The following is an 18,948-nucleotide window of genomic DNA, read 5'->3' as shown; positions in this document are numbered from 1 at the left end:
ATACAGCGCCGGGCTGATAGTCCGCGTCAGGCACGGCCGATATCAGCGAACTTCGCCTGGGTATGTTCGGCCAGCACCGTGGGCGCCAATTCGACTTCCAGCCCTCGTCGCCCCGCACTGACAAAAATGCTGGCGAAGGGCTGAGCTGAATTATCGATAAAGGTGCGCAAGCGCTTTTTCTGTCCCAGCGGACTGATGCCGCCCAAGAGGTAACCGGTGGATCGTTGCGCAGCGGCAGGATCGGCCATTTCGACTTTTTTCACGCCCGCAGCATGCGCCAGGCCCTTTAAGTCCAGACTTCCGACGACCGGCACCACGGCCACCAGCAATTCACCTTTCTCGCTGGCCGCCAGCAAGGTCTTGAACACCTGCGCCGGATCCAGCCCCAACTTCTCCGCGGCCTCCAGCCCGTAGGACGCTGCCTTCGGATCATGTTCGTAACTGTGCACGCGATGTTCGGCACGAACTTTTTTCAACAAATCCAATGCGGGGGTCATGGCAGCTCCAGACTGGGCGGCAGTAGAAAAATACTGCGCTGGATTCTAGGTCATTGATCAATAAAAGGCTCTATTGCGGCGCTATTTCAAAGGCTTGGCGGCGCCTTATGCCGTTCGTCCACCTTCGGCCTGCCGCGTGAACGATGCGGTCATTCATGTGACTAATAGTTCGATTGTGACCGATGGTTCACTTTCGACCTTTGACAGCAGCGTTTCTTGTCTATATTTTTTCGAATCTGAATACTGTACGAATGTTCCTATCGCAGCACCCAGCAGTAGACCGAGAACAGGATGGGGATCCTGTCTCGGTGAAAATCGCGCTTTTGACCATGATGCAAAAGCGCCAGACAACAACAAAAACGAGGTTTTCAATGACAACTGCTTTACAACAACCGTCGCTCTCAAGCCAATGCATGGCCGAATTCTTGGGTACTGCGCTGCTGATCTTTTTTGGTACAGGCTGTGTTGCCGCGCTCAAGGTCGCGGGTGCCAGCTTCGGCCTTTGGGAAATCAGCATCATCTGGGGGGTCGGCGTGAGTATGGCGATCTACCTGACCGCCGGCGTTTCCGGGGCTCATCTCAATCCCGCTGTCAGCATTGCCCTGAGCATTTTCGCTGACTTCGAAAAGCGCAAACTGCCTTTTTATATTCTCGCCCAGATCGCTGGTGCCTTCTGTGGAGCGTTGTTGGTTTACACGCTGTACAGCAATTTATTCTTCGATTACGAACAAACTCACCATATGGTTCGTGGTACTCAGGCCAGCCTCGAATTGGCGTCGGTGTTTTCCACCTTCCCCAACCCGGTCTTGTCCACGGCACAAGCCTTCCTGGTTGAGGTGATCATTACTGCCATCCTGATGGGCGTGATCATGTCCCTGACCGACGACAACAATGGCTTGCCAAAGGGTCCGCTCGCTCCGCTGCTGATCGGCCTGCTGATTGCCGTGATTGGTAGTTCGATGGGGCCGCTGACCGGTTTTGCAATGAACCCGGCGCGCGACTTCGGTCCTAAACTGATGACTTTCTTCGCTGGCTGGGGTGAAATTTCCTTCACCGGCGGGCGTGATATTCCGTATTTCCTGATTCCGATTTTTGCACCGATTGTCGGTGCCTGCCTCGGTGCTGCAGCGTATCGCGGGCTGATTGCCCGTCATCTGCCCAGCGCCCTACCTGCTACAAAGGACTCAGCACCGGCCATTGACGGCAAACCAAGAACTTCTTGATACCGTTGGCGTGTGATCCTGCCCATAAGATCGCGCGCCGGACCTCACTCCCTTTTTTCGTCCAAGGCAATCGACATGACCGACACTCAGAATAAGAACTACATCATTGCCCTCGATCAGGGTACGACCAGCTCCCGCGCGATCATTTTCGACCGCGACGCGAACGTGGTCTGCACCGCCCAGCGCGAATTCGCACAGCATTACCCGCAAGCCGGCTGGGTCGAACATGACCCGATGGAAATTTTCGCCACCCAAAGCGCCGTGATGGTCGAGGCCTTGGCTCAAGCCGGCCTGCATCACGACCAGGTCGCAGCCATCGGCATCACCAACCAGCGCGAAACCACCGTGGTCTGGGACAAGACCACCGGCCGCCCGATCTACAACGCGATCGTCTGGCAGTGCCGCCGCAGCACCGAGATCTGCCAGCAGCTCAAGCGCGATGGCCATGAGCAATACATCAGCGACACCACCGGCCTGGTCACCGACCCGTACTTCTCCGGCACCAAGCTCAAGTGGATCCTCGACAACGTCGAAGGCAGCCGCGAACGTGCACGCAAAGGCGAACTGTTGTTCGGCACCATCGACAGCTGGCTGATCTGGAAATTTACCGGCGGCAAAGTGCACGTCACCGATTACACCAACGCCTCGCGCACCATGCTCTTCAACATCCACACACTGGAGTGGGACGCGAAGATGCTGGAGGTGCTGGATATTCCGCGCGAGATGCTGCCGGAAGTTAAATCCTCGTCCGAAATCTACGGCCACACCAAAAGCGGCATCGCCATCGGCGGTATCGCGGGTGACCAGCAAGCGGCCCTGTTCGGCCAGATGTGCGTCGAGCCAGGCCAGGCGAAAAACACCTACGGCACCGGCTGCTTCCTGCTGATGAACACCGGCGACAAAGCGGTGAAATCCAAGCACGGCATGTTGACCACCATCGCGTGCGGCCCGCGCGGCGAAGTGGCTTACGCACTGGAAGGGGCTGTGTTCAACGGCGGTTCTACTGTTCAGTGGCTGCGTGACGAACTGAAGATCATCAACGACGCCCACGACACCGAATACTTCGCCAACAAGGTCAAGGACAGCAACGGCGTGTACCTGGTACCCGCCTTTACCGGTCTGGGCGCGCCGTACTGGGACCCGTATGCCCGTGGTGCATTGTTCGGTCTGACTCGCGGCGTACGCGTGGATCACATCATTCGTGCAGCCCTGGAGTCGATTGCCTACCAGACCCGCGACGTTCTCGACGCCATGCAACAGGACTCCGGCGAACGCTTGAAATCCCTGCGTGTAGACGGCGGCGCAGTCGCGAACAACTTCCTGATGCAGTTCCAGGCCGACATCCTCGGTACTCAGGTCGAACGTCCGCAAATGCGCGAAACCACCGCACTGGGCGCGGCTTACCTGGCCGGTCTGGCGTGTGGCTTCTGGGGCAGCCTGGACGACTTGCGTGGCAAGGCAGTGATCGAGCGCGAATTCGAACCGACCCTGGACGAAACCGCGAAGGAAAAACTCTACGCCGGCTGGAAAAAAGCCGTCAGCCGCACCCGCGATTGGGAACCGCATGAAGGCGCTGAATAAGCCAAGCTGAGTACTCGTATCTGTATGTAACTGGTAGGGAGCAGATTCCTGCGGCATCATGGGCAAATTTTGCACGGCAGCCCAAAGGAAGCCCCATGAATCTGCCTCCCCGTCAGCAGCAAATCCTCGAATTGGTCCGCGAACGCGGCTATGTCAGCATCGAGGAAATGGCTACGCTGTTCGTCGTTACACCGCAAACCATCCGCCGCGATATCAATCAGCTCGCGGAAGCTAATTTGTTGCGTCGCTACCACGGCGGCGCCGCTTACGATTCCAGCGTCGAAAACACCGCCTACGCCATGCGTGCGGATCAGATGCGCGATGAAAAACAGCGTATTGGTGAAGCCATTGCGGCTCAAATCCCCGATCACGCCTCGCTGTTTATCAATATCGGTACCACCACCGAATCCATCGCCCGGGCGTTGCTCAATCACAATCACCTGAAGATCATCACCAACAACCTGCATGTGGCCTCGATGCTCAGCGCCAAGGACGACTTCGACGTTCTGCTGACTGGCGGCAACGTGCGGCGCGACGGTGGCGTGGTCGGTCAGGCCAGTGTCGACTTCATTAACCAGTTCAAGGTTGATTTCGCCTTGGTCGGCATCAGCGGTATTGATGAAGACGGCAGTCTGCTGGACTTCGACTATCAGGAAGTTCGGGTGTCCCAGGCGATCATTGCCAATGCCCGACAGGTCATCCTCGCGGCTGACTCCAGCAAATTCGGGCGCAACGCCATGATTCGTCTGGGGCCGATCAGTTTGATTGATTGCCTGGTGACCGATCAGCAACCTGTGCCGGCGTTGGCGCAGTTGTTGAGTCAGCACAAGATTCGACTCGAAGTGGTTTAAACCGCCCCTCCATCTTCGGCGCCTGTACCGGCGCCTTCGCGAGCAGGCTCGCTCCCACAGGTTTCGCGCAACCCTTGTGGGAGCGAGCCTGCTCGCGATTAGGGCCGCCCATGCGGCACACCTTCCGCGGCTTACCGCACCTCTAAATGTTCGAAAATTTTCCTTTCACGGCCCTTCGATCAGTATTTTCAATCGAAGTTAACTGGCTGTGGGCGACTTTATGGGCTACCATTTTCGCAAATGAACATTAATGTTCGAATTCCAATACCGAAAATCATAAAAGCCCGAGGCTAGCCGATGCCCACTTCTACCTTGCCTACGCCCCCTCTCGCTGAGATCTACGATATCGCCGTCATCGGTGGCGGGATCAATGGCGTGGGGATCGCAGCGGACGCCGCCGGTCGCGGTCTTTCGGTGTTTCTTTGCGAAAAAGACGACCTGGCCAGCCACACCTCGTCAGCCAGCAGCAAGCTGATCCACGGCGGCCTGCGCTACCTTGAACATTACGAATTCCGTCTGGTGCGCGAAGCCCTGGCCGAACGCGAAGTGCTGCTGGCCAAGGCGCCGCACATCGTCAAGCAGATGCGCTTCGTGCTGCCGCACCGCCCGCACCTGCGTCCGGCCTGGATGATCCGTGCCGGCCTGTTCCTTTATGACCACCTCGGTAAGCGGGAAAAACTCGAAGGCTCGAAAAGTCTGAAGTTCGGCCCGGACAGCCCGCTGAAAAGCGAAATCACCAAAGGCTTCGAATACTCCGATTGCTGGGTCGACGATGCGCGTCTGGTGGTGCTGAACGCCATGGCTGCCCGCGAAAAAGGCGCCCACGTTCACACCCAGACCCGCTGCGTCAGCGCCCGTCGCACCAAGGGAATGTGGCACCTGCATCTGGAACGCGCCGATGGCAGTCTGTTTTCGATCCGCGCCAAGGCACTGGTAAACGCTGCCGGCCCTTGGGTCGCCAAGTTCATTCGTGACGACCTGAAGATGGAATCGCCGTACGGCATCCGCCTGATCCAGGGCAGCCACCTGATCGTGCCGAAACTGTACGAAGGCGAACACGCGCATATTCTGCAAAACGAAGATCAGCGCATCGTGTTCACCATTCCGTACCTGAACCACTTCACCCTGATCGGCACCACCGACCGCGAGTACACCGGCGATCCGGCTGCAGTTGCGATCACTGAAGGCGAAACCGATTACCTGTTGAAAGTCGTCAACTCCCATTTCAAGAAACGCATCAGCCGCGACGATATCCTGCACAGCTATTCCGGCGTTCGCCCGCTGTGTAACGACGAATCCGACAACCCGTCAGCCGTTACCCGCGACTACACCCTGGCGCTGTCGGGCACTGGCGAAGAAGCGCCGCTGTTGTCGGTGTTCGGCGGCAAGCTGACCACCTACCGCAAACTGGCCGAGTCGGCGCTGGCGCAACTGGCTCCGTACTTCAAAGACATCAAGCCGAGCTGGACCGCCAGCGCTACCCTGCCGGGCGGTGAAGACATGACCACCCCGCAAGCCTTGTGCGCCTTGATCCGTGACAAATTCGACTGGGTGCCGACCGAAATCGCCCGCCGCTGGGCCACCACCTACGGCAGCCGCACCTGGCGCATGCTGGAAGGCGTGCAGAATCTCAGCGATATGGGCGAACACATCGGCGGCGGGCTCTACACCCGTGAAGTCGATTACCTGTGCAGCGATGAGTGGGCGACCGCCGCGCACGACATCCTGTGGCGTCGTAGCAAGCTGGGGCTGTTCACTACCCCGGAGGAACAGGAAAAGCTCAAGGATTACCTGAACAAGGTCGAGCAGAACCGCAGCAAGATCGAAGCGGCCTGATCGGCAATCCGGTTAAAGCAAAGCCCCTGAATCGAAAGATTCAGGGGCTTTTTGCATTCTGCAACACACCACCAATCCCTTGTGGGAGCGAGCTTGCTCGCTCCCACAAGGGATTTCGGTGCTCTCTAGATTTCATTCGGTTTTCCGAACGCGACCTGTCGGTCGATTCGGTTAACCGGATTCTCCAAGATCTAAAACCTCGCCATAAATATTTAATCCCCTTATAAATCAATAAGTTGATCTATTCAGCCTGGCCTGGCACGAGTCATGCTCTACACTCTTGGACGAATGATCGCTGTGCCAACCCTTCAGGAGCCGGCAAGCATTCGAAGCACAAAAAGGGCCGATGAACTGGCTCCATATAAAAACAATGTCGAGGAAAATTTGATGCGCATCGTTCCCCATCTCCTGGGCGCAGCCATTGCTGCCGCTCTGATCAGCACTCCAGTTTTCGCCGCCGAGCTCACCGGCACCCTGAAGAAGATCAAAGAGTCCGGCGTTATCACCCTCGGGCATCGTGACGCTTCCATTCCGTTTTCCTATATCGCGGACGCTTCCGGCAAACCGGTTGGCTACTCCCACGATATCCAGCTGAAAATCGTCGAAGCCATCAAAAAAGACCTGGACATGCCGAACCTCCAGGTCAAATACAACCTGGTGACCTCGCAAACCCGTATCCCGCTGGTGCAGAACGGCACCGTGGACGTCGAGTGCGGCTCCACCACCAACAACGTGGAACGTCAGCAGCAAGTTGCCTTTTCTGTCGGCATTTTCGAAATTGGTACTCGTCTTCTGTCCAAGAAAGACTCCGCGTACAAGGACTTCGACGACCTGAAAGGCAAGAACGTCGTGACCACCGCGGGCACCACGTCCGAGCGCATCCTCAAGTCGATGAACGCCGACAAGCAGATGGGCATGAACGTCATCTCCGCCAAAGACCACGGCGAGTCGTTCCAGATGCTGGAAACCGGCCGCGCAGTGGCTTTCATGATGGACGACGCCCTGCTGGCCGGTGAAGCAGCCAAGGCTAAGAAGGCGGATGACTGGGCGGTGACCGGCACTCCACAGTCCTACGAAATCTACGGCTGCATGGTTCGCAAGGGCGACGAGCCGTTCAAGAAGGCTGTCGACGACGCTATCGTGGCGACCTACAAGTCGGGCGAGATCAACAAGATCTACGAAAAATGGTTCATGTCGCCAATCCCGCCAAAGGGCTTGAACCTGAACTTCCCGATGAGCGACGAGCTCAAGGCCCTGATCGCCAATCCGACCGATAAAGCGGCTGACGACAAGCCTGTAGAAAAAAAGTCCTGAATTCTGACTAACCTTATCTCCTGACAGGGCCCATGCCCTTTCAGGAGGTTGTCACTCCCTGCTGGCATTTTTGGAAACACTCGAACCGGTGGTTGTCGAGCCGTTCGTGTGTGCCTGATCTTCGGATCTGGCGGGAACGGAGCTTCCCCAGGCGGGCATTTGTACATCGAACGATCTGAGGGGAGACCCTAATGAATTACAACTGGGACTGGGGCGTGTTCTTCAAGTCCACCGGCGTGGGCAGCGAGATTTATTTCGACTGGTACCTCTCCGGTTTGGGCTGGACCATCGCCATCGCCATCGCCGCCTGGATCATCGCGCTGCTGCTGGGCTCGATTCTGGGTGTCATGCGCACCGTACCGAATCGCATCGTATCGGGCATCGCGACCTGCTACGTCGAGCTCTTCCGTAATGTGCCGCTGCTGGTTCAGCTGTTCATCTGGTACTTCCTGGTGCCAGACCTGCTGCCGCAAAACCTGCAGGACTGGTACAAACAGGATCTGAACCCGACCACCTCGGCTTTCCTCAGCGTCGTCGTCTGTCTGGGCCTGTTCACCGCCGCCCGCGTGTGCGAACAAGTGCGTACGGGCATCCAGGCGCTGCCTCGCGGCCAGGAAGCGGCCGCTCGCGCCATGGGCTTCAAGCTGCCGCAAATCTACTGGAACGTGCTGCTGCCCCAGGCCTACCGGATCATCATTCCGCCGCTGACCTCGGAATTCCTGAACGTGTTCAAGAACTCCTCCGTGGCGTCGCTGATTGGCCTGATGGAGCTGCTCGCGCAGACCAAACAGACCGCCGAGTTCTCCGCCAATCTGTTCGAAGCCTTCACCCTGGCCACCCTGATCTACTTCACCCTGAACATGAGCCTGATGCTGCTGATGCGTGGGGTCGAGAAGAAAGTCGCCGTACCGGGCCTGATCTCCGTAGGGGGTAAATGATGGAATTCGACTTCTCGGGCATCATCCCGTCCCTGCCGGGCCTGTGGAACGGCATGGTCATGACCCTGCAACTGATGGCGCTGGGCGTCGTCGGCGGGATCATCCTTGGCACAATCCTGGCCCTGATGCGCCTGTCTCACAGCAAATGGCTGTCGAACATCGCCGGCGCCTACGTTAACTACTTCCGTTCGATCCCGCTGCTGCTGGTCATCACCTGGTTCTACCTGGCAGTGCCGTTCGTGCTGCGCTGGATCACCGGCGAAGACACCCCGATCGGCGCGTTCGCCTCCTGCATCGTGGCCTTCATGATGTTCGAAGCGGCGTACTTCTGCGAAATCGTCCGGGCCGGCGTGCAGTCGATTCCCAAGGGCCAGATGGGTGCTGCCCAGGCCTTGGGCATGACGTACGGCCAGATGATGCGCTTGATCATCCTGCCGCAAGCGTTCCGCAAGATGACCCCGTTGCTGCTGCAACAGAGCATCATCCTGTTCCAGGACACTTCGCTGGTCTACGCGGTCGGCCTGGTGGACTTCCTCAATGCCTCCCGTGCCAGTGGCGACATCATCGGTCGCTCCAATGAGTTCCTGATCTTCGCGGGTCTCACGTACTTCACAATCAGCTTTGCCGCCTCGCTGCTGGTCAAGCGTCTGCAAAAAAGGTTTGCCGTATGATCTCTATCAAGAATGTCAACAAGTGGTATGGCGACTTCCAGGTACTGACTGACTGCAGCACCGAGGTCAAAAAAGGCGAAGTGATCGTGGTGTGCGGGCCGTCCGGCTCCGGCAAATCCACCCTGATCAAATGCGTCAACGCCCTGGAACCGTTCCAGAAAGGCGACGTGGTGGTCGATGGCACGTCCATCGCCGACCCGAAGACCAACCTGCCGAAACTGCGCTCGCGCGTCGGCATGGTGTTCCAGCATTTCGAACTGTTCCCGCACCTGACCATCACCGAAAACCTGACCATCGCGCAGATCAAGGTGTTGGGCCGCAGCAAGGAAGAAGCTACCAAGAAAGGCCTGCAACTGCTTGAGCGCGTCGGGCTGTCTGCCCATGCGCATAAGCATCCGGGCCAGCTCTCCGGTGGTCAGCAACAGCGTGTGGCGATTGCCCGTGCGCTGGCGATGGACCCGATTGTCATGCTGTTCGACGAACCGACCTCGGCGCTGGACCCTGAAATGGTCAACGAAGTACTCGACGTAATGGTGCAACTGGCCCACGAAGGCATGACCATGATGTGCGTGACCCACGAAATGGGCTTCGCCCGCAAAGTGGCGGACCGGGTGATCTTCATGGACCAGGGCAAAATCATCGAAGACTGCAAGAAAGAGGACTTCTTCGGCGACATCACCCACCGCGCCGAGCGTACACAGCACTTCCTTAACAAGATTCTGCAGCACTAAGCACCGCACCACTCCCAATGTGGGAGCGGGCTTTTGTGGCGAGGGGGCTTGTCGGAACGCCGCACCGCCCCGTTGGGTCGCGAGCGGCCCCGGCATTGCAAAGTCGAACCGCATGCAATGGGTTTGCGACTGCTTCGCAGCCGAACGGGGGCAAGCCCCCTCGCCACAGGCCCGCTCCCACAGGGGGCGGTGGTGGTCTTGAGATTTGCGTTGTGGTTGACCCAAGGCATCTGTGATGAAATGCGACCCCACTCTCTATCGCGCCGCGCCGCCATCACTCGCCGTGAAACCCCGTCTGATTCGCCATCTGTTCCTGCCGCCGCTGGTCATCGCCCTGATGATCGGATTGGGTTACCTCGGCTTCTGGGTCAGTGAACACTACGGGATTCGCAGCCTCAGCGAGAACGGCCAGCGTCAGCTCGAACTGCACGCCCGCGCCGTCGAGAGCGAGATCAGCAAGTACACCTACCTGCCCAGCCTGCTGGAACTCGAATCCAGCGTTTCGAAGCTGTTGGCCGACCCGTCGCCAGAACACCGTCAGACGGTCAATGAATACCTCGAAGGCCTGAACCGGCGCAGCCGCAGTCGGGCTATCTATGTGATGGACACCACCGGCCGTGTCATGGCCACCAGTAACTGGCGCGATGTCGACAGTTACCTGGGCGAAGACCTGTCCTTCCGCGCCTATTTCCAGAATGCCGTGCGCGGTCAGTCGGGGCGTTTCTACGGCATCGGCAGCACCAACGGCGAGCCCGGTTATTACCTGGCTCATGGCCTGGAAGAACACGGCAAGATCATCGGCGTCGCAGTGGTCAAGGTCCGCCTCGAAGCCATGGAAGAACGCTGGCAGCGCGCGCGACTGGAAGCTTTCGTCAGCGACGAGAACGGCATCATCATTCTTTCAAGCGATCCGGCACGGCGCCTGAAATCGGTTGTTCCGTTGAGCGACGAAACGAAAGAAAAACTCGCTCGCAGCCTTCAGTACTATTGGTTCCCACTGAATGAACTGCAACCGCTGGCCCGCGAACAACTGGCCGAAGGCGAGGAAAAACTGACCTTCCCCGCCAACAGCGAAGTGGAATCAGATGAAGAGGACATCAGCTACCTGTCGCAAACCCGTCCGCTGAGCGACACACCATGGAATTTCACCCTGCTGACACCGTTGCAGGATTTGCGGCGCGAAGCGATCAATCAGGGAATTCTGGTGGCGGTGGCATTTGCCCTCGTGGCGTTCCTGCTGATCGCCTGGAACGAGCGGCGCAAGGTCATTGCCACGCGCCTGGCCGCCCGGGAAGCCTTGCAGGAAGCCAACAATCAACTGGAGCGTCGGATTACCGAACGCACCACTGATCTGCGCGCCAGCAACGAACGGCTCAAGGGCCAGATCCGCGAACGGCGTGTGGCCGAAGAGACCCTACGCCGCGCCCAGGATGAACTGGTGCAGGCCGGTAAACTCGCGGCCATCGGCCAGATGTCCACCAGCATCGCCCACGAATTGAACCAGCCACTGGCGGCGCTGCGGACCTTATCCGGCAACACCGTGCGGTTTCTGGAACGCGGTCAATTGGACGTTGCCAGCACCAACCTCAAGACCATCAACGAACTGATCGACCGCATGGGCCGGATCACCGCCAGCCTGCGTTCGTTCGCTCGCCGCGGTGACGACAAAGGTCAGGCCAGCTTCGGCAAAGCGGTGGATGCAGCCTTGCAGCTGCTCGGTGGTCGCGTGGAAAGCGCTCATCTGCAACTGCACCGAGACTTCGCCGATGTGCAGGTGCAGATCGACCAGACGCGCCTGGAGCAGATTCTGGTCAACCTGATCGGCAACGCCCTCGACGCCATGCAGGCACAGCCGCTGCCAGAACTGTGGCTCGAAGGCGAAGAGTTCGATGGCAAATACCGCCTCCGCGTGCGCGACAACGGCCATGGCATCGACGCCGAAGCACGCAAACATCTATTCGAACCGTTCTTCACCACCAAACCCGGCGAACAGGGCCTGGGCCTTGGCCTGACCCTTTCCGCCAGCCTGGCCGCCGCTACCGGCGGGCACCTGGGTGTCGAGCACCCGGCCAGCGGTGGTACCACCTTCGTCCTAAGTTTACCGTTGGTAAGCCCCACTCACGCCGAGCCAATATGAACAACGACCTTAGTGTGCTGATCGTCGAAGACGACCCCCATGTGCTGCTCGGCTGCCAACAGGCGCTGACCCTGGAAGACATTCCTTGCGTGGGCGTCGGCAGCGCCGAAGAAGCGCTGGAGCGGGTCGGCGACAACTTCGCCGGCATCGTCATCAGCGACATCCGCCTGCCGGGTATCGATGGCCTGGAATTGCTGACCCGTCTCAAGGCCCGCGATCGCAGCCTGCCGGTGGTGCTGATTACCGGTCACGGCGACATCTCCATGGCCGTCGGCGCGATGCAGAAAGGCGCCTATGACTTCATGGAGAAACCTTTCTCCCCCGAACGTCTGGTCGATGTGGCGCGCCGTGCGCTGGAGCAACGCAGCTTGGCGCGGGAAGTCTCTTCGTTGCGTCGGCAACTGGCGGAACGGGATTCCCTCGAAGGCCGGATCATCGGCCGCTCGCCCGCCATGCAGAACCTGCGGGAATTGATCGCCAACGTCGCCGATACGTCGGCCAACGTGTTGATCGAAGGCGAGACCGGCACCGGTAAAGAGTTGGTTGCGCGTTGCCTGCACGACTTCAGTCGGCGGCACACCAAGCAGTTCGTCGCGCTGAACTGCGGTGGTCTGCCGGAAAACCTGTTCGAAAGCGAAATCTTCGGCCATGAAGCCAACGCCTTTACCGGCGCCGGCAAGCGGCGGATCGGCAAGATCGAACACGCCGATGGCGGCACGCTGTTCCTTGACGAAGTGGAAAGCATGCCGCTGCCACTGCAAATCAAACTGCTGCGGGTGTTGCAGGAACGCACCCTCGAACGCCTCGGCTCGAACCAGAGCGTGGCGGTGGATTGCCGGGTGATCGCGGCGACCAAGTCCGATCTGGATGAGTCGAGCAAGGCTGGCGAGTTTCGTAGCGACCTGTATTACCGCTTGAACGTGGTGACTCTCGAGTTACCGCCGCTGCGTGAGCGCCGCGAAGACATCCTGCAATTGTTCGAACACTTTCTGCAGCAGTCGTCCCTGCGCTTTGACCGTGCCGTACCGGACCTGGACAACCAGACCCTGTCGAACCTGATGAGCCACGACTGGCCGGGCAACGTGCGTGAACTGCGCAACGTCGCCGAGCGTTTTGCCCTCGGCCTGCCGGCCTTCAAGAAATCCGGCGCCAGCGGCAGCAATCAGGGCCTGGCCTTCGCTGAAGCGGTAGAAGCTTTTGAACGCAACCTGCTGAGCGACGCCCTGCAGCGCAGCGGCGGCAACCTGACCCAGGCCAGTCTGGAACTCGGGATGGCCAAGACCACGTTGTTCGACAAAGTGAAGAAGTACGGGCTGAGCCACTGATGGACCTGATTCTCAAAGCAACCCTGGGCGCGGCCGTGGTGGTGATTCTCGCCGCACTGGCCAAGACCAAAAACTATTACATCGCAGGATTGGTGCCGCTGTTTCCGACCTTTGCGCTGATTGCTCATTACATCGTCGGCAAGGGCCGTTCGCTGGAGGATTTGAAGACCACCATCGTGTTTGGGATGTGGTCGATCATTCCTTACTTCATCTACCTGGCGACGTTGTATGTGATGGTGGACCGGATGCGGCTGGAGGCTTCGCTCGCAGTGGCAGCGGTGGCTTGGTTGATGGCGGCTACGGTGTTGGTTTCGGTTTGGGTTCGTCTTCACGGCTGACTGATGTGATCGGTTTTAGAACCACCCCTCACCCCAGCCCTCCCGAAACGTCGGACCGCCCCACAGGGGAGAGGGGGAAAGGGAGCCGATCATTGTGCTTTTCAAACCTGAGCTCGACTCGGTATTTCAGGTCGATGTAGCTCCAAGTACAACTCGGTCAGTCCCCTCTACCCCCTGGGGAGAGGGTTAGGGTGAGGGGTGACTCTAGAAACTACCGCTAAAACTCAGCCATTAACCGTCCCGCCTTTCGCTTCACTCATGATCTGCCGAATCGCCCCCACAAACGTTTCCACCGGCTGCCCGCCAGTGACGGCGTACTGCCCGTTGAAAACAACGGTCGGCACCGAACTGACGCCTCGCGACAGCCACAACTGCTCTTCTTCGAGAACCTCTTTGGCGAACTCGTCCGACGCCAGAATCGCCTCGGCTCGCGACCGATCCAGCCCCACGCTTTCGGCGATCTGCGCCAACTGCCCATGATCCGACGGATTGCCACCCTCGGTGAAATACGCCTTGAACAGTGCCTCTTTCAGATTGAACTGCAACCCTTCCAGTCCCGCCCAGAACAGCAAGCGGTGGGCATCGAAGGTGTTGTAGATGCGACTGTTGCCGTCCGTGCGAAACGCAAACCCGACCTCGGCGCCGCGCGCGCGGATCATCTCGCGATTCTTCTGGGATTGTTCGGGCGTCGAGCCGTACTTCTCGGTGATGTGCTCGGTGATGTTCTGCCCTTCAGGCCCCATCTTCGGGTTCAGTTCGAACGGCTGAAAACGGATCTCGGCCTGCACCTCGTCGCCCAGAAAATCCAGGGCCCGGGTCAGGCCATAGAGGCCGACGACGCACCAGGGGCAGGACACGTCGCTGACGAAATCGATTTTCAGGGGGGTACTCATCACACACCTCGCAGACTGGAACGCGCCGGAAAGTTCGAACGATACACCCGACGAGGCCGAGCTTGCTCCCACATTTGATCGGTGGGTTACAAGAGGTTGTGTTCAACCACCGGATCAATCTGCGCCCAATGCGAAGTGTCTTCGCGGTGCGACTGCAAGTACGGTCCCCCCCCCCCCGCCAGATGCAACAGAACCTGACAATCGTCGCTCACCTGCGGGCTGCCCAGCGCTGCCAGCAGACCGGCCTGTTGCTCCAGCGCCACTTCACGGTTCGGCGCACTGCATCGTGAGAGCTCTCGGGTTGGTCAGTACCGCTCGTCTGAAAACAGCACTTACCTGTCAACTCTGACAGTAGCCAATCTCTCCGTCAAAACCCTTAATCAGCTACTCATACGTCCCGAATCTTGGGATTACTACCCACACCGCCGCGAGAGCACATCATGAGTATTGACGAAGTACTGGTGGAGAATAGCCCGGCCCGGTTTGCCACCTCGACCGTAGGCGAAAGCAGAATTGATATACCCGAAGCCCTCACGGTAATCGAAGGCGCAGACGTCGGTATCAACCGCGCGTTGGCCCGAGGCGACATCAACGGCATGGCGATCATTATTCCCCCCACACAAGTCTTCGTCGGTGACCGGGTGGAAGTGTTCATTCACCACCCGGCCGCGTCCGCCCTGCCGATCACCTGGTTCACAGTGCCAAGTGACTATAACGGCGAGCCGCTCTTGAGAATAATCCAGGTCAATGACATTCCCGAGGGTTTCAGTACCTGGTTCTACCGAGTCAATCGCGTGGAGTCGGGACATCTTAGGGTGTTCGTCAAAACCGAACTTCCCGGGGGGCGCGACCCACAACCGGAGTACCCGGGCCACAGGTTGTTGCGCGCCCCCGTCATTGCTCCGTCGGTCATCGACGGCACACAGGACGTCACTGTCACCGTGGCGCCCTGGCAAGGCATGCGCCACAACGATACCGTAGCGTTTCAGTATGTCGGCTGGCACATCGAACACCGGGTTTTAAAATCCGAGATTGGTCAATCGGTCGAACTCACGATTTCCAAAGAGATGATCAAGGCCGACGGTAGTGGCCAGACCTTGCTTCAGTACTGGATAACAGACGAGGTAGGCAACATGGCCTCTGACCACTCCATCGGGTTGATGGTCGACATCCAGGACGCCGACCACGCACAACGCCTGCCCGCCCCGCAAGTCTCCGGAACAGATCAGGACAACGCCATTTACATGACCGCGCTAGGGGCCAACTCCGTCAGCGTGACGGTCGCAACCCCGGCCTCGGCCTTTGCCCCGACAGATGTGGTGGAGCTCAACTGGCGAGGCGAACCTCATGCCGATCTGATCCAGTTGCACACCGACTCTCTGACCGTCGCCTCCCAGGCAACGCTGACATTCAAGGTGCCGAACGCCGTGGTCCAGCGCCTGGCCGGTGGTTTTGCCAACGTGGCGTATACGCAAGTCACCGCCAGCGGCGAGCGCCGAGTATCGAAATACGTCCAGGTATTCATTGTCGGCAACACCCGCAGAATCAATTGACGTCCATTACCCACTTCTTCAGAGGTAGTCCGCCATGAACACTTTCAGCACACCCGGCCCCCTCGTCAAAGCGCAGCAAATTGACCTGCTTCCACCGCTGCCAAAACCCGGCGACGTCAGAATCTTTCGCATTGATCCGCTCTGGGTATCCGGGCTGATCAACAACCTGCCAGCGGATGAGGGCGTCGACGGTGGTATCAATCGACTCGCGTTCCTGGACGAAAAAGGCCAGCCAACAGGGCTGAATGCAGTGATCGACCCGTGGCTCAGCATGTCGCAAGGCGATGAATGGATTATTGAAGCGATCTACTCGACGGGGACGGCGATCACGCTTGTGAGTGACACAGTCAGTGCCATTCAGGTGGATACTCGGCTGTTCTCGACCATCAAACAGGATCAACTGCCCGACGGCGTGTGCGAGCTGTTTGTCGGCGTACGCAGAATCAGCAATGCCGGGGGTGATTACGAACGCTCAGCGCCATTGAAGGTACTGATCAAAACCACCCTGCCCGGCGGCCCGGATACGGACCTGACGGAGCCTTACCATCAGGGCCTGCAACCCATCCAGGTGGAGCAGGACGTCCTGGACAGCGGCCTTACCAAGGACTATCTGGACGAAAACCGCGGGTTGCCCGTCACCATCCCTGCCTACGAGAACATGCGCAAGAACTCCACCATTTATATCGTGTGGGGAAGCAGAGATACGGAATTCAAAGTGCCCCTGGTCACTGCCGCCCAGGTTGGCCAGCCCATTAAGTACACGATTCCTGCAAGCGCCCTCAAGAACCTGCCCCCCGTAAATCCTTTGCTGCTCACTTATCGCCTCAAGGATGTGGTGGACAATCACAGCTCGGCCGATGCGCCTCCGGTCTTCTTCCTGTTCGACCCTGCTCTCGTGCTGCTCGAACCCCCGATTATCGACAAGGCGGATGGCGAACAACAGCTCGACCTCGATGCACTGCTGGGTGAAGACGTGCAAACCGACATCTACTCGTCGAAGGTCAGTTTTGTCCCGGGGGACGTGGTGGATCTGAGCTGGCGGGGAGTCAGCGCTGGTGGCCGCCAGGTCCCCGTGGATATGTCATGGAAAGCCGAAGTGAAGACCCGCTCTCACGAGTTCATGATTCCCTATTACCCGGTCCACCTGATTGCTCGGGGTTTCGTCAAAGTCGACTACAGACTGACCCAGGCCGCCACGCCCGCCACCCCGCTCTATTCACGCACGACCTACGCCAAAATGATCGGCATGCCCCTGAAGCTGGCAGCACCTGAGGTGCGTGAAGCCGCCGGTGGTTCCATAGCAGTGGACACCGACCCGGCCCACGTGATCGTGAAAAGCCAGCCGGGCGCCATCGTCCTCGACGACATCATTTACGTTGACTGGTACGTCATGATTCCCGACCCAGACAATCCGGGTCAGGAAATCGTGGGGAGTTTCTACCCGACGTCCAGCACTGTCAGTAAGGATATGGTGGACCGGGACGTCTCGTTCACCATACCCAAGGACCAGATTCAAGATTGGTACGGGGCCAGAATACTGGTCTCCTATACCGTCAAACGCGCTGACACTGAAGACGTGAGCTCTGAAATTCTGGTGCTGCAAATCGGCGACATTCTGAGCGAATTACCGCCACCGGTAGTCCACGACGCGAAAGACGGCGTATTGATCCCCGAAAATGTGCCGCTGGGTGCCGGGGTCACCATCAAACCCTATCCCGCCATGCGCGCCCTGCACACCATCAGGCTTGATTTCATCGGGGCCAACCAGCAAGACTCCTGGTCGTCAGTGCCCGTACAACTGACGCCTGAAATGGTGGGCGTGGACCTTACACGAACCGTGCCCTTCGAGAAGCTGGTGGCCAATCGTAACAATACCGTCGCACTGGTCTATTCCGTCACCAACCCCTTCACCCACACCCAACAGGTCTCGGAACGGCTGCTATTGAATATTGGGTCGCCGATTCCAAACCCCGACATCACGGCAGTCAAAGACGCCAACGGCATCGACATTGCGCGCAACAGCGAGACATTTGCCACCCGTGCAACACTGACGGGCCCTGCCGGGGCGAGTGTCCCCGTAGAACTGCGCAACTACGACGAGATTGTCGCCACACCGACCTCCACCGACGGGCGCACCTGGTCATACACCATCACCACCCTGGCGCCGGGCTCATACAGCTTCACCGTGCGGACCCCCGGTACCAATCGGCCCTCCGCTATCTGGGCCTTTACCGTGCAGGAAGCGCAGACACCGACCATTACTTCCGTCACGGCAGGTGGCCGCCCGGTACCCAATAACGGCGCCACTTACTACCAGAGCAACATCATTATTCAAGGCACAGCAACCCCGGGACAGCAGGTCGACGTCTATGATGGCGACGCCAGTCTCGGGCGGTTCCCGGTCGGTAGCAATGGCGCATGGGCAGTTCCTTCGCGAGGGTTTGCGGTGGCCAGTCACGTCATCACTGCACGCACGATCGATGGCACTAAACAATCGCTGCCGCACGCTTTCACCGTCCAGCAAGGATTGCTGAGCGACACTGCGGACTTCAATTTAAGGGCTTTGCAAGGCTGGGTCTGGGGCGGGGCGGGAAGCTCGCGCGACTTGTCATTTTACGTGGGCGCCGGGAGGAACTATTACGCGCTGAACAACTACACCTATACGTACTCATCACAGGGTGTGGTGCTGCAAAAATCGTTCTCCAACCTGCAACCGGGGGCCAGCTACCGGTACCGGTTTTCCGTAGCCCGAATGGATGGCCGTTATGATTATCCAGTGCTTCGCTTGCGGACCAACACGGGTGCCGCATCGAATTATCAGACGATAACCTCCTTTAACTTTATTTCTCTTGAGTTGTATTTCACTCCGACCACACCCGAGGTAGTCCTCTATCTCGACAGCGGCCAATACAGTGGCAACGGCAACGATTACGACATGGCATGGGCTGATCTGAGCAAGATGTCTTAAGCAATAAAAACCCGCTGACCGTTAACCGGCCAGCGGGTTTTTCTTGCCCGCAAGTCGTTTGGGTGCGTGGACTACGCCAACTGACTCCGTAA

At 58.7% G+C, this 18,948-nt stretch carries 15 protein-coding genes and 1 pseudogene; 13 read left to right on the top strand and 3 right to left on the bottom strand.

All coding sequences use genetic code 11. The features are described 5' to 3' along the window. Nucleotides 1–26: 26 nt before the first annotated feature. Nucleotides 27–497, bottom strand: coding sequence for a Cys-tRNA(Pro) deacylase (gene ybaK, locus ACA056_RS05440; RefSeq protein ID WP_497271064.1), 471 nt, complete (start codon nt 495–497; stop codon nt 27–29). A gap of 371 nt (nt 498–868) precedes the next feature. Here ybaK and ACA056_RS05435 point away from each other — a divergent pair, with 371 nt between their 5' ends. The 11 genes from ACA056_RS05435 (at nt 869) to ACA056_RS05385 (ending at nt 13,442) form a co-directional block, all read left to right on the top strand. Next, nucleotides 869–1,720, top strand: a complete 852-nt coding sequence (locus tag ACA056_RS05435) for an MIP/aquaporin family protein (protein WP_497273494.1) — start codon at nt 869–871, stop codon at nt 1,718–1,720. Nucleotides 1,721–1,795: 75 nt separating this feature from the next. Further along, a complete protein-coding gene (glpK, locus tag ACA056_RS05430) occupies nt 1,796–3,301 on the top strand; it encodes a glycerol kinase GlpK (RefSeq protein WP_497271062.1) in 1,506 nt (501 codons plus the stop codon). A gap of 95 nt (nt 3,302–3,396) precedes the next feature. Further along, a complete protein-coding gene (locus ACA056_RS05425; RefSeq protein ID WP_007916700.1) occupies nt 3,397–4,152 on the top strand; it encodes a DeoR/GlpR family transcriptional regulator in 756 nt (251 codons plus the stop codon). A 297-nt stretch (nt 4,153–4,449) separates the two neighbouring features. Then, on the top strand, nt 4,450–5,988 hold the full coding sequence (glpD, locus tag ACA056_RS05420) for a glycerol-3-phosphate dehydrogenase (protein ID WP_497271060.1): 1,539 nt from the start codon (nt 4,450–4,452) through the stop codon (nt 5,986–5,988). Between the two features lie 387 nt (nt 5,989–6,375). Next, the gene (locus ACA056_RS05415; protein ID WP_497271058.1) at nt 6,376–7,302 is read left to right on the top strand and encodes a glutamate/aspartate ABC transporter substrate-binding protein; all 927 of its coding nucleotides are present in this window, start codon (nt 6,376–6,378) and stop codon (nt 7,300–7,302) included. Between the two features lie 191 nt (nt 7,303–7,493). Further along, a complete protein-coding gene (locus ACA056_RS05410) occupies nt 7,494–8,240 on the top strand; it encodes an amino acid ABC transporter permease (RefSeq protein ID WP_497271056.1) in 747 nt (248 codons plus the stop codon). Continuing rightward, entirely contained in the window at nt 8,240–8,911 is a 672-nt protein-coding gene (locus ACA056_RS05405; protein WP_461979602.1) for an amino acid ABC transporter permease, read from the top strand. The genes ACA056_RS05410 and ACA056_RS05405 overlap by 1 nt, the downstream gene beginning before the upstream one ends. Next, nucleotides 8,908–9,642: an amino acid ABC transporter ATP-binding protein gene (locus ACA056_RS05400; RefSeq protein WP_109634476.1), complete on the top strand. Its 735-nt coding sequence runs from the start codon at nt 8,908–8,910 to the stop codon at nt 9,640–9,642. The genes ACA056_RS05405 and ACA056_RS05400 overlap by 4 nt, the downstream gene beginning before the upstream one ends. 235 nt (nt 9,643–9,877) lie before the next feature. After that, the gene (gene aauS / locus ACA056_RS05395) at nt 9,878–11,779 is read left to right on the top strand and encodes a two-component sensor histidine kinase AauS (RefSeq protein ID WP_497271054.1); all 1,902 of its coding nucleotides are present in this window, start codon (nt 9,878–9,880) and stop codon (nt 11,777–11,779) included. Then, nucleotides 11,776–13,104, top strand: a complete 1,329-nt coding sequence (gene aauR / locus ACA056_RS05390) for a two-component response regulator AauR (protein WP_008155247.1) — start codon at nt 11,776–11,778, stop codon at nt 13,102–13,104. Before aauS ends, aauR begins: the two co-directional genes overlap by 4 nt. 8 nt (nt 13,105–13,112) lie before the next feature. Next, complete coding sequence (locus ACA056_RS05385; protein ID WP_177327890.1) at nt 13,113–13,442, top strand: GlpM family protein; 330 nt, start codon at nt 13,113–13,115, stop codon at nt 13,440–13,442. 224 nt (nt 13,443–13,666) lie between these two features. Here ACA056_RS05385 and ACA056_RS05380 read toward each other — a convergent pair whose 3' ends face one another. After that, nucleotides 13,667–14,335 carry a DsbA family oxidoreductase gene (locus ACA056_RS05380; protein ID WP_497271053.1) on the bottom strand — a complete coding sequence of 223 codons (669 nt, stop codon included), beginning with the start codon at nt 14,333–14,335 and terminating at the stop codon, nt 13,667–13,669. A gap of 86 nt (nt 14,336–14,421) precedes the next feature. Next, nucleotides 14,422–14,628, bottom strand: a pseudogene (locus ACA056_RS05375) (hypothetical protein); the annotation flags it as partial. Nucleotides 14,629–14,775: 147 nt separating this feature from the next. Between ACA056_RS05375 and ACA056_RS05370 the strand changes: the two are divergent. Together ACA056_RS05370 and ACA056_RS05365 are read left to right on the top strand one after the other, a co-directional pair. Next, on the top strand, nt 14,776–15,888 hold the full coding sequence (locus tag ACA056_RS05370; RefSeq protein WP_497271051.1) for a hypothetical protein: 1,113 nt from the start codon (nt 14,776–14,778) through the stop codon (nt 15,886–15,888). A 34-nt stretch (nt 15,889–15,922) separates the two neighbouring features. Then, nucleotides 15,923–18,856 carry a carboxypeptidase-like regulatory domain-containing protein gene (locus tag ACA056_RS05365; RefSeq protein ID WP_497271049.1) on the top strand — a complete coding sequence of 978 codons (2,934 nt, stop codon included), beginning with the start codon at nt 15,923–15,925 and terminating at the stop codon, nt 18,854–18,856. Nucleotides 18,857–18,948: the final 92 nt, after the last annotated feature.

Source organism: Pseudomonas sp. LBUM1666 (assembly GCF_059695775.1).
This window is presented reverse-complemented; position numbering and strand designations above follow the sequence as displayed.

Excerpts from the sequence above, each read along its gene's own strand:
- ybaK (WP_497271064.1), bottom strand. The coding sequence starts at position 497 with ATGACCCCCGCATTGGATTTGTTGAAAAAAGTTCGTGCCGAACATCGC.
- ACA056_RS05435 (WP_497273494.1), top strand. The coding sequence starts at position 869 with ATGACAACTGCTTTACAACAACCGTCGCTCTCAAGCCAATGCATGGCC.
- glpK (WP_497271062.1), top strand. The coding sequence starts at position 1,796 with ATGACCGACACTCAGAATAAGAACTACATCATTGCCCTCGATCAGGGT.
- ACA056_RS05425 (WP_007916700.1), top strand. The coding sequence starts at position 3,397 with ATGAATCTGCCTCCCCGTCAGCAGCAAATCCTCGAATTGGTCCGCGAA.
- glpD (WP_497271060.1), top strand. The coding sequence starts at position 4,450 with ATGCCCACTTCTACCTTGCCTACGCCCCCTCTCGCTGAGATCTACGAT.
- ACA056_RS05415 (WP_497271058.1), top strand. The coding sequence starts at position 6,376 with ATGCGCATCGTTCCCCATCTCCTGGGCGCAGCCATTGCTGCCGCTCTG.
- ACA056_RS05410 (WP_497271056.1), top strand. The coding sequence starts at position 7,494 with ATGAATTACAACTGGGACTGGGGCGTGTTCTTCAAGTCCACCGGCGTG.
- ACA056_RS05405 (WP_461979602.1), top strand. The coding sequence starts at position 8,240 with ATGGAATTCGACTTCTCGGGCATCATCCCGTCCCTGCCGGGCCTGTGG.
- ACA056_RS05400 (WP_109634476.1), top strand. The coding sequence starts at position 8,908 with ATGATCTCTATCAAGAATGTCAACAAGTGGTATGGCGACTTCCAGGTA.
- aauS (WP_497271054.1), top strand. The coding sequence starts at position 9,878 with ATGAAATGCGACCCCACTCTCTATCGCGCCGCGCCGCCATCACTCGCC.
- aauR (WP_008155247.1), top strand. The coding sequence starts at position 11,776 with ATGAACAACGACCTTAGTGTGCTGATCGTCGAAGACGACCCCCATGTG.
- ACA056_RS05380 (WP_497271053.1), bottom strand. The coding sequence starts at position 14,335 with ATGAGTACCCCCCTGAAAATCGATTTCGTCAGCGACGTGTCCTGCCCC.
- ACA056_RS05370 (WP_497271051.1), top strand. The coding sequence starts at position 14,776 with ATGAGTATTGACGAAGTACTGGTGGAGAATAGCCCGGCCCGGTTTGCC.
- ACA056_RS05365 (WP_497271049.1), top strand. The coding sequence starts at position 15,923 with ATGAACACTTTCAGCACACCCGGCCCCCTCGTCAAAGCGCAGCAAATT.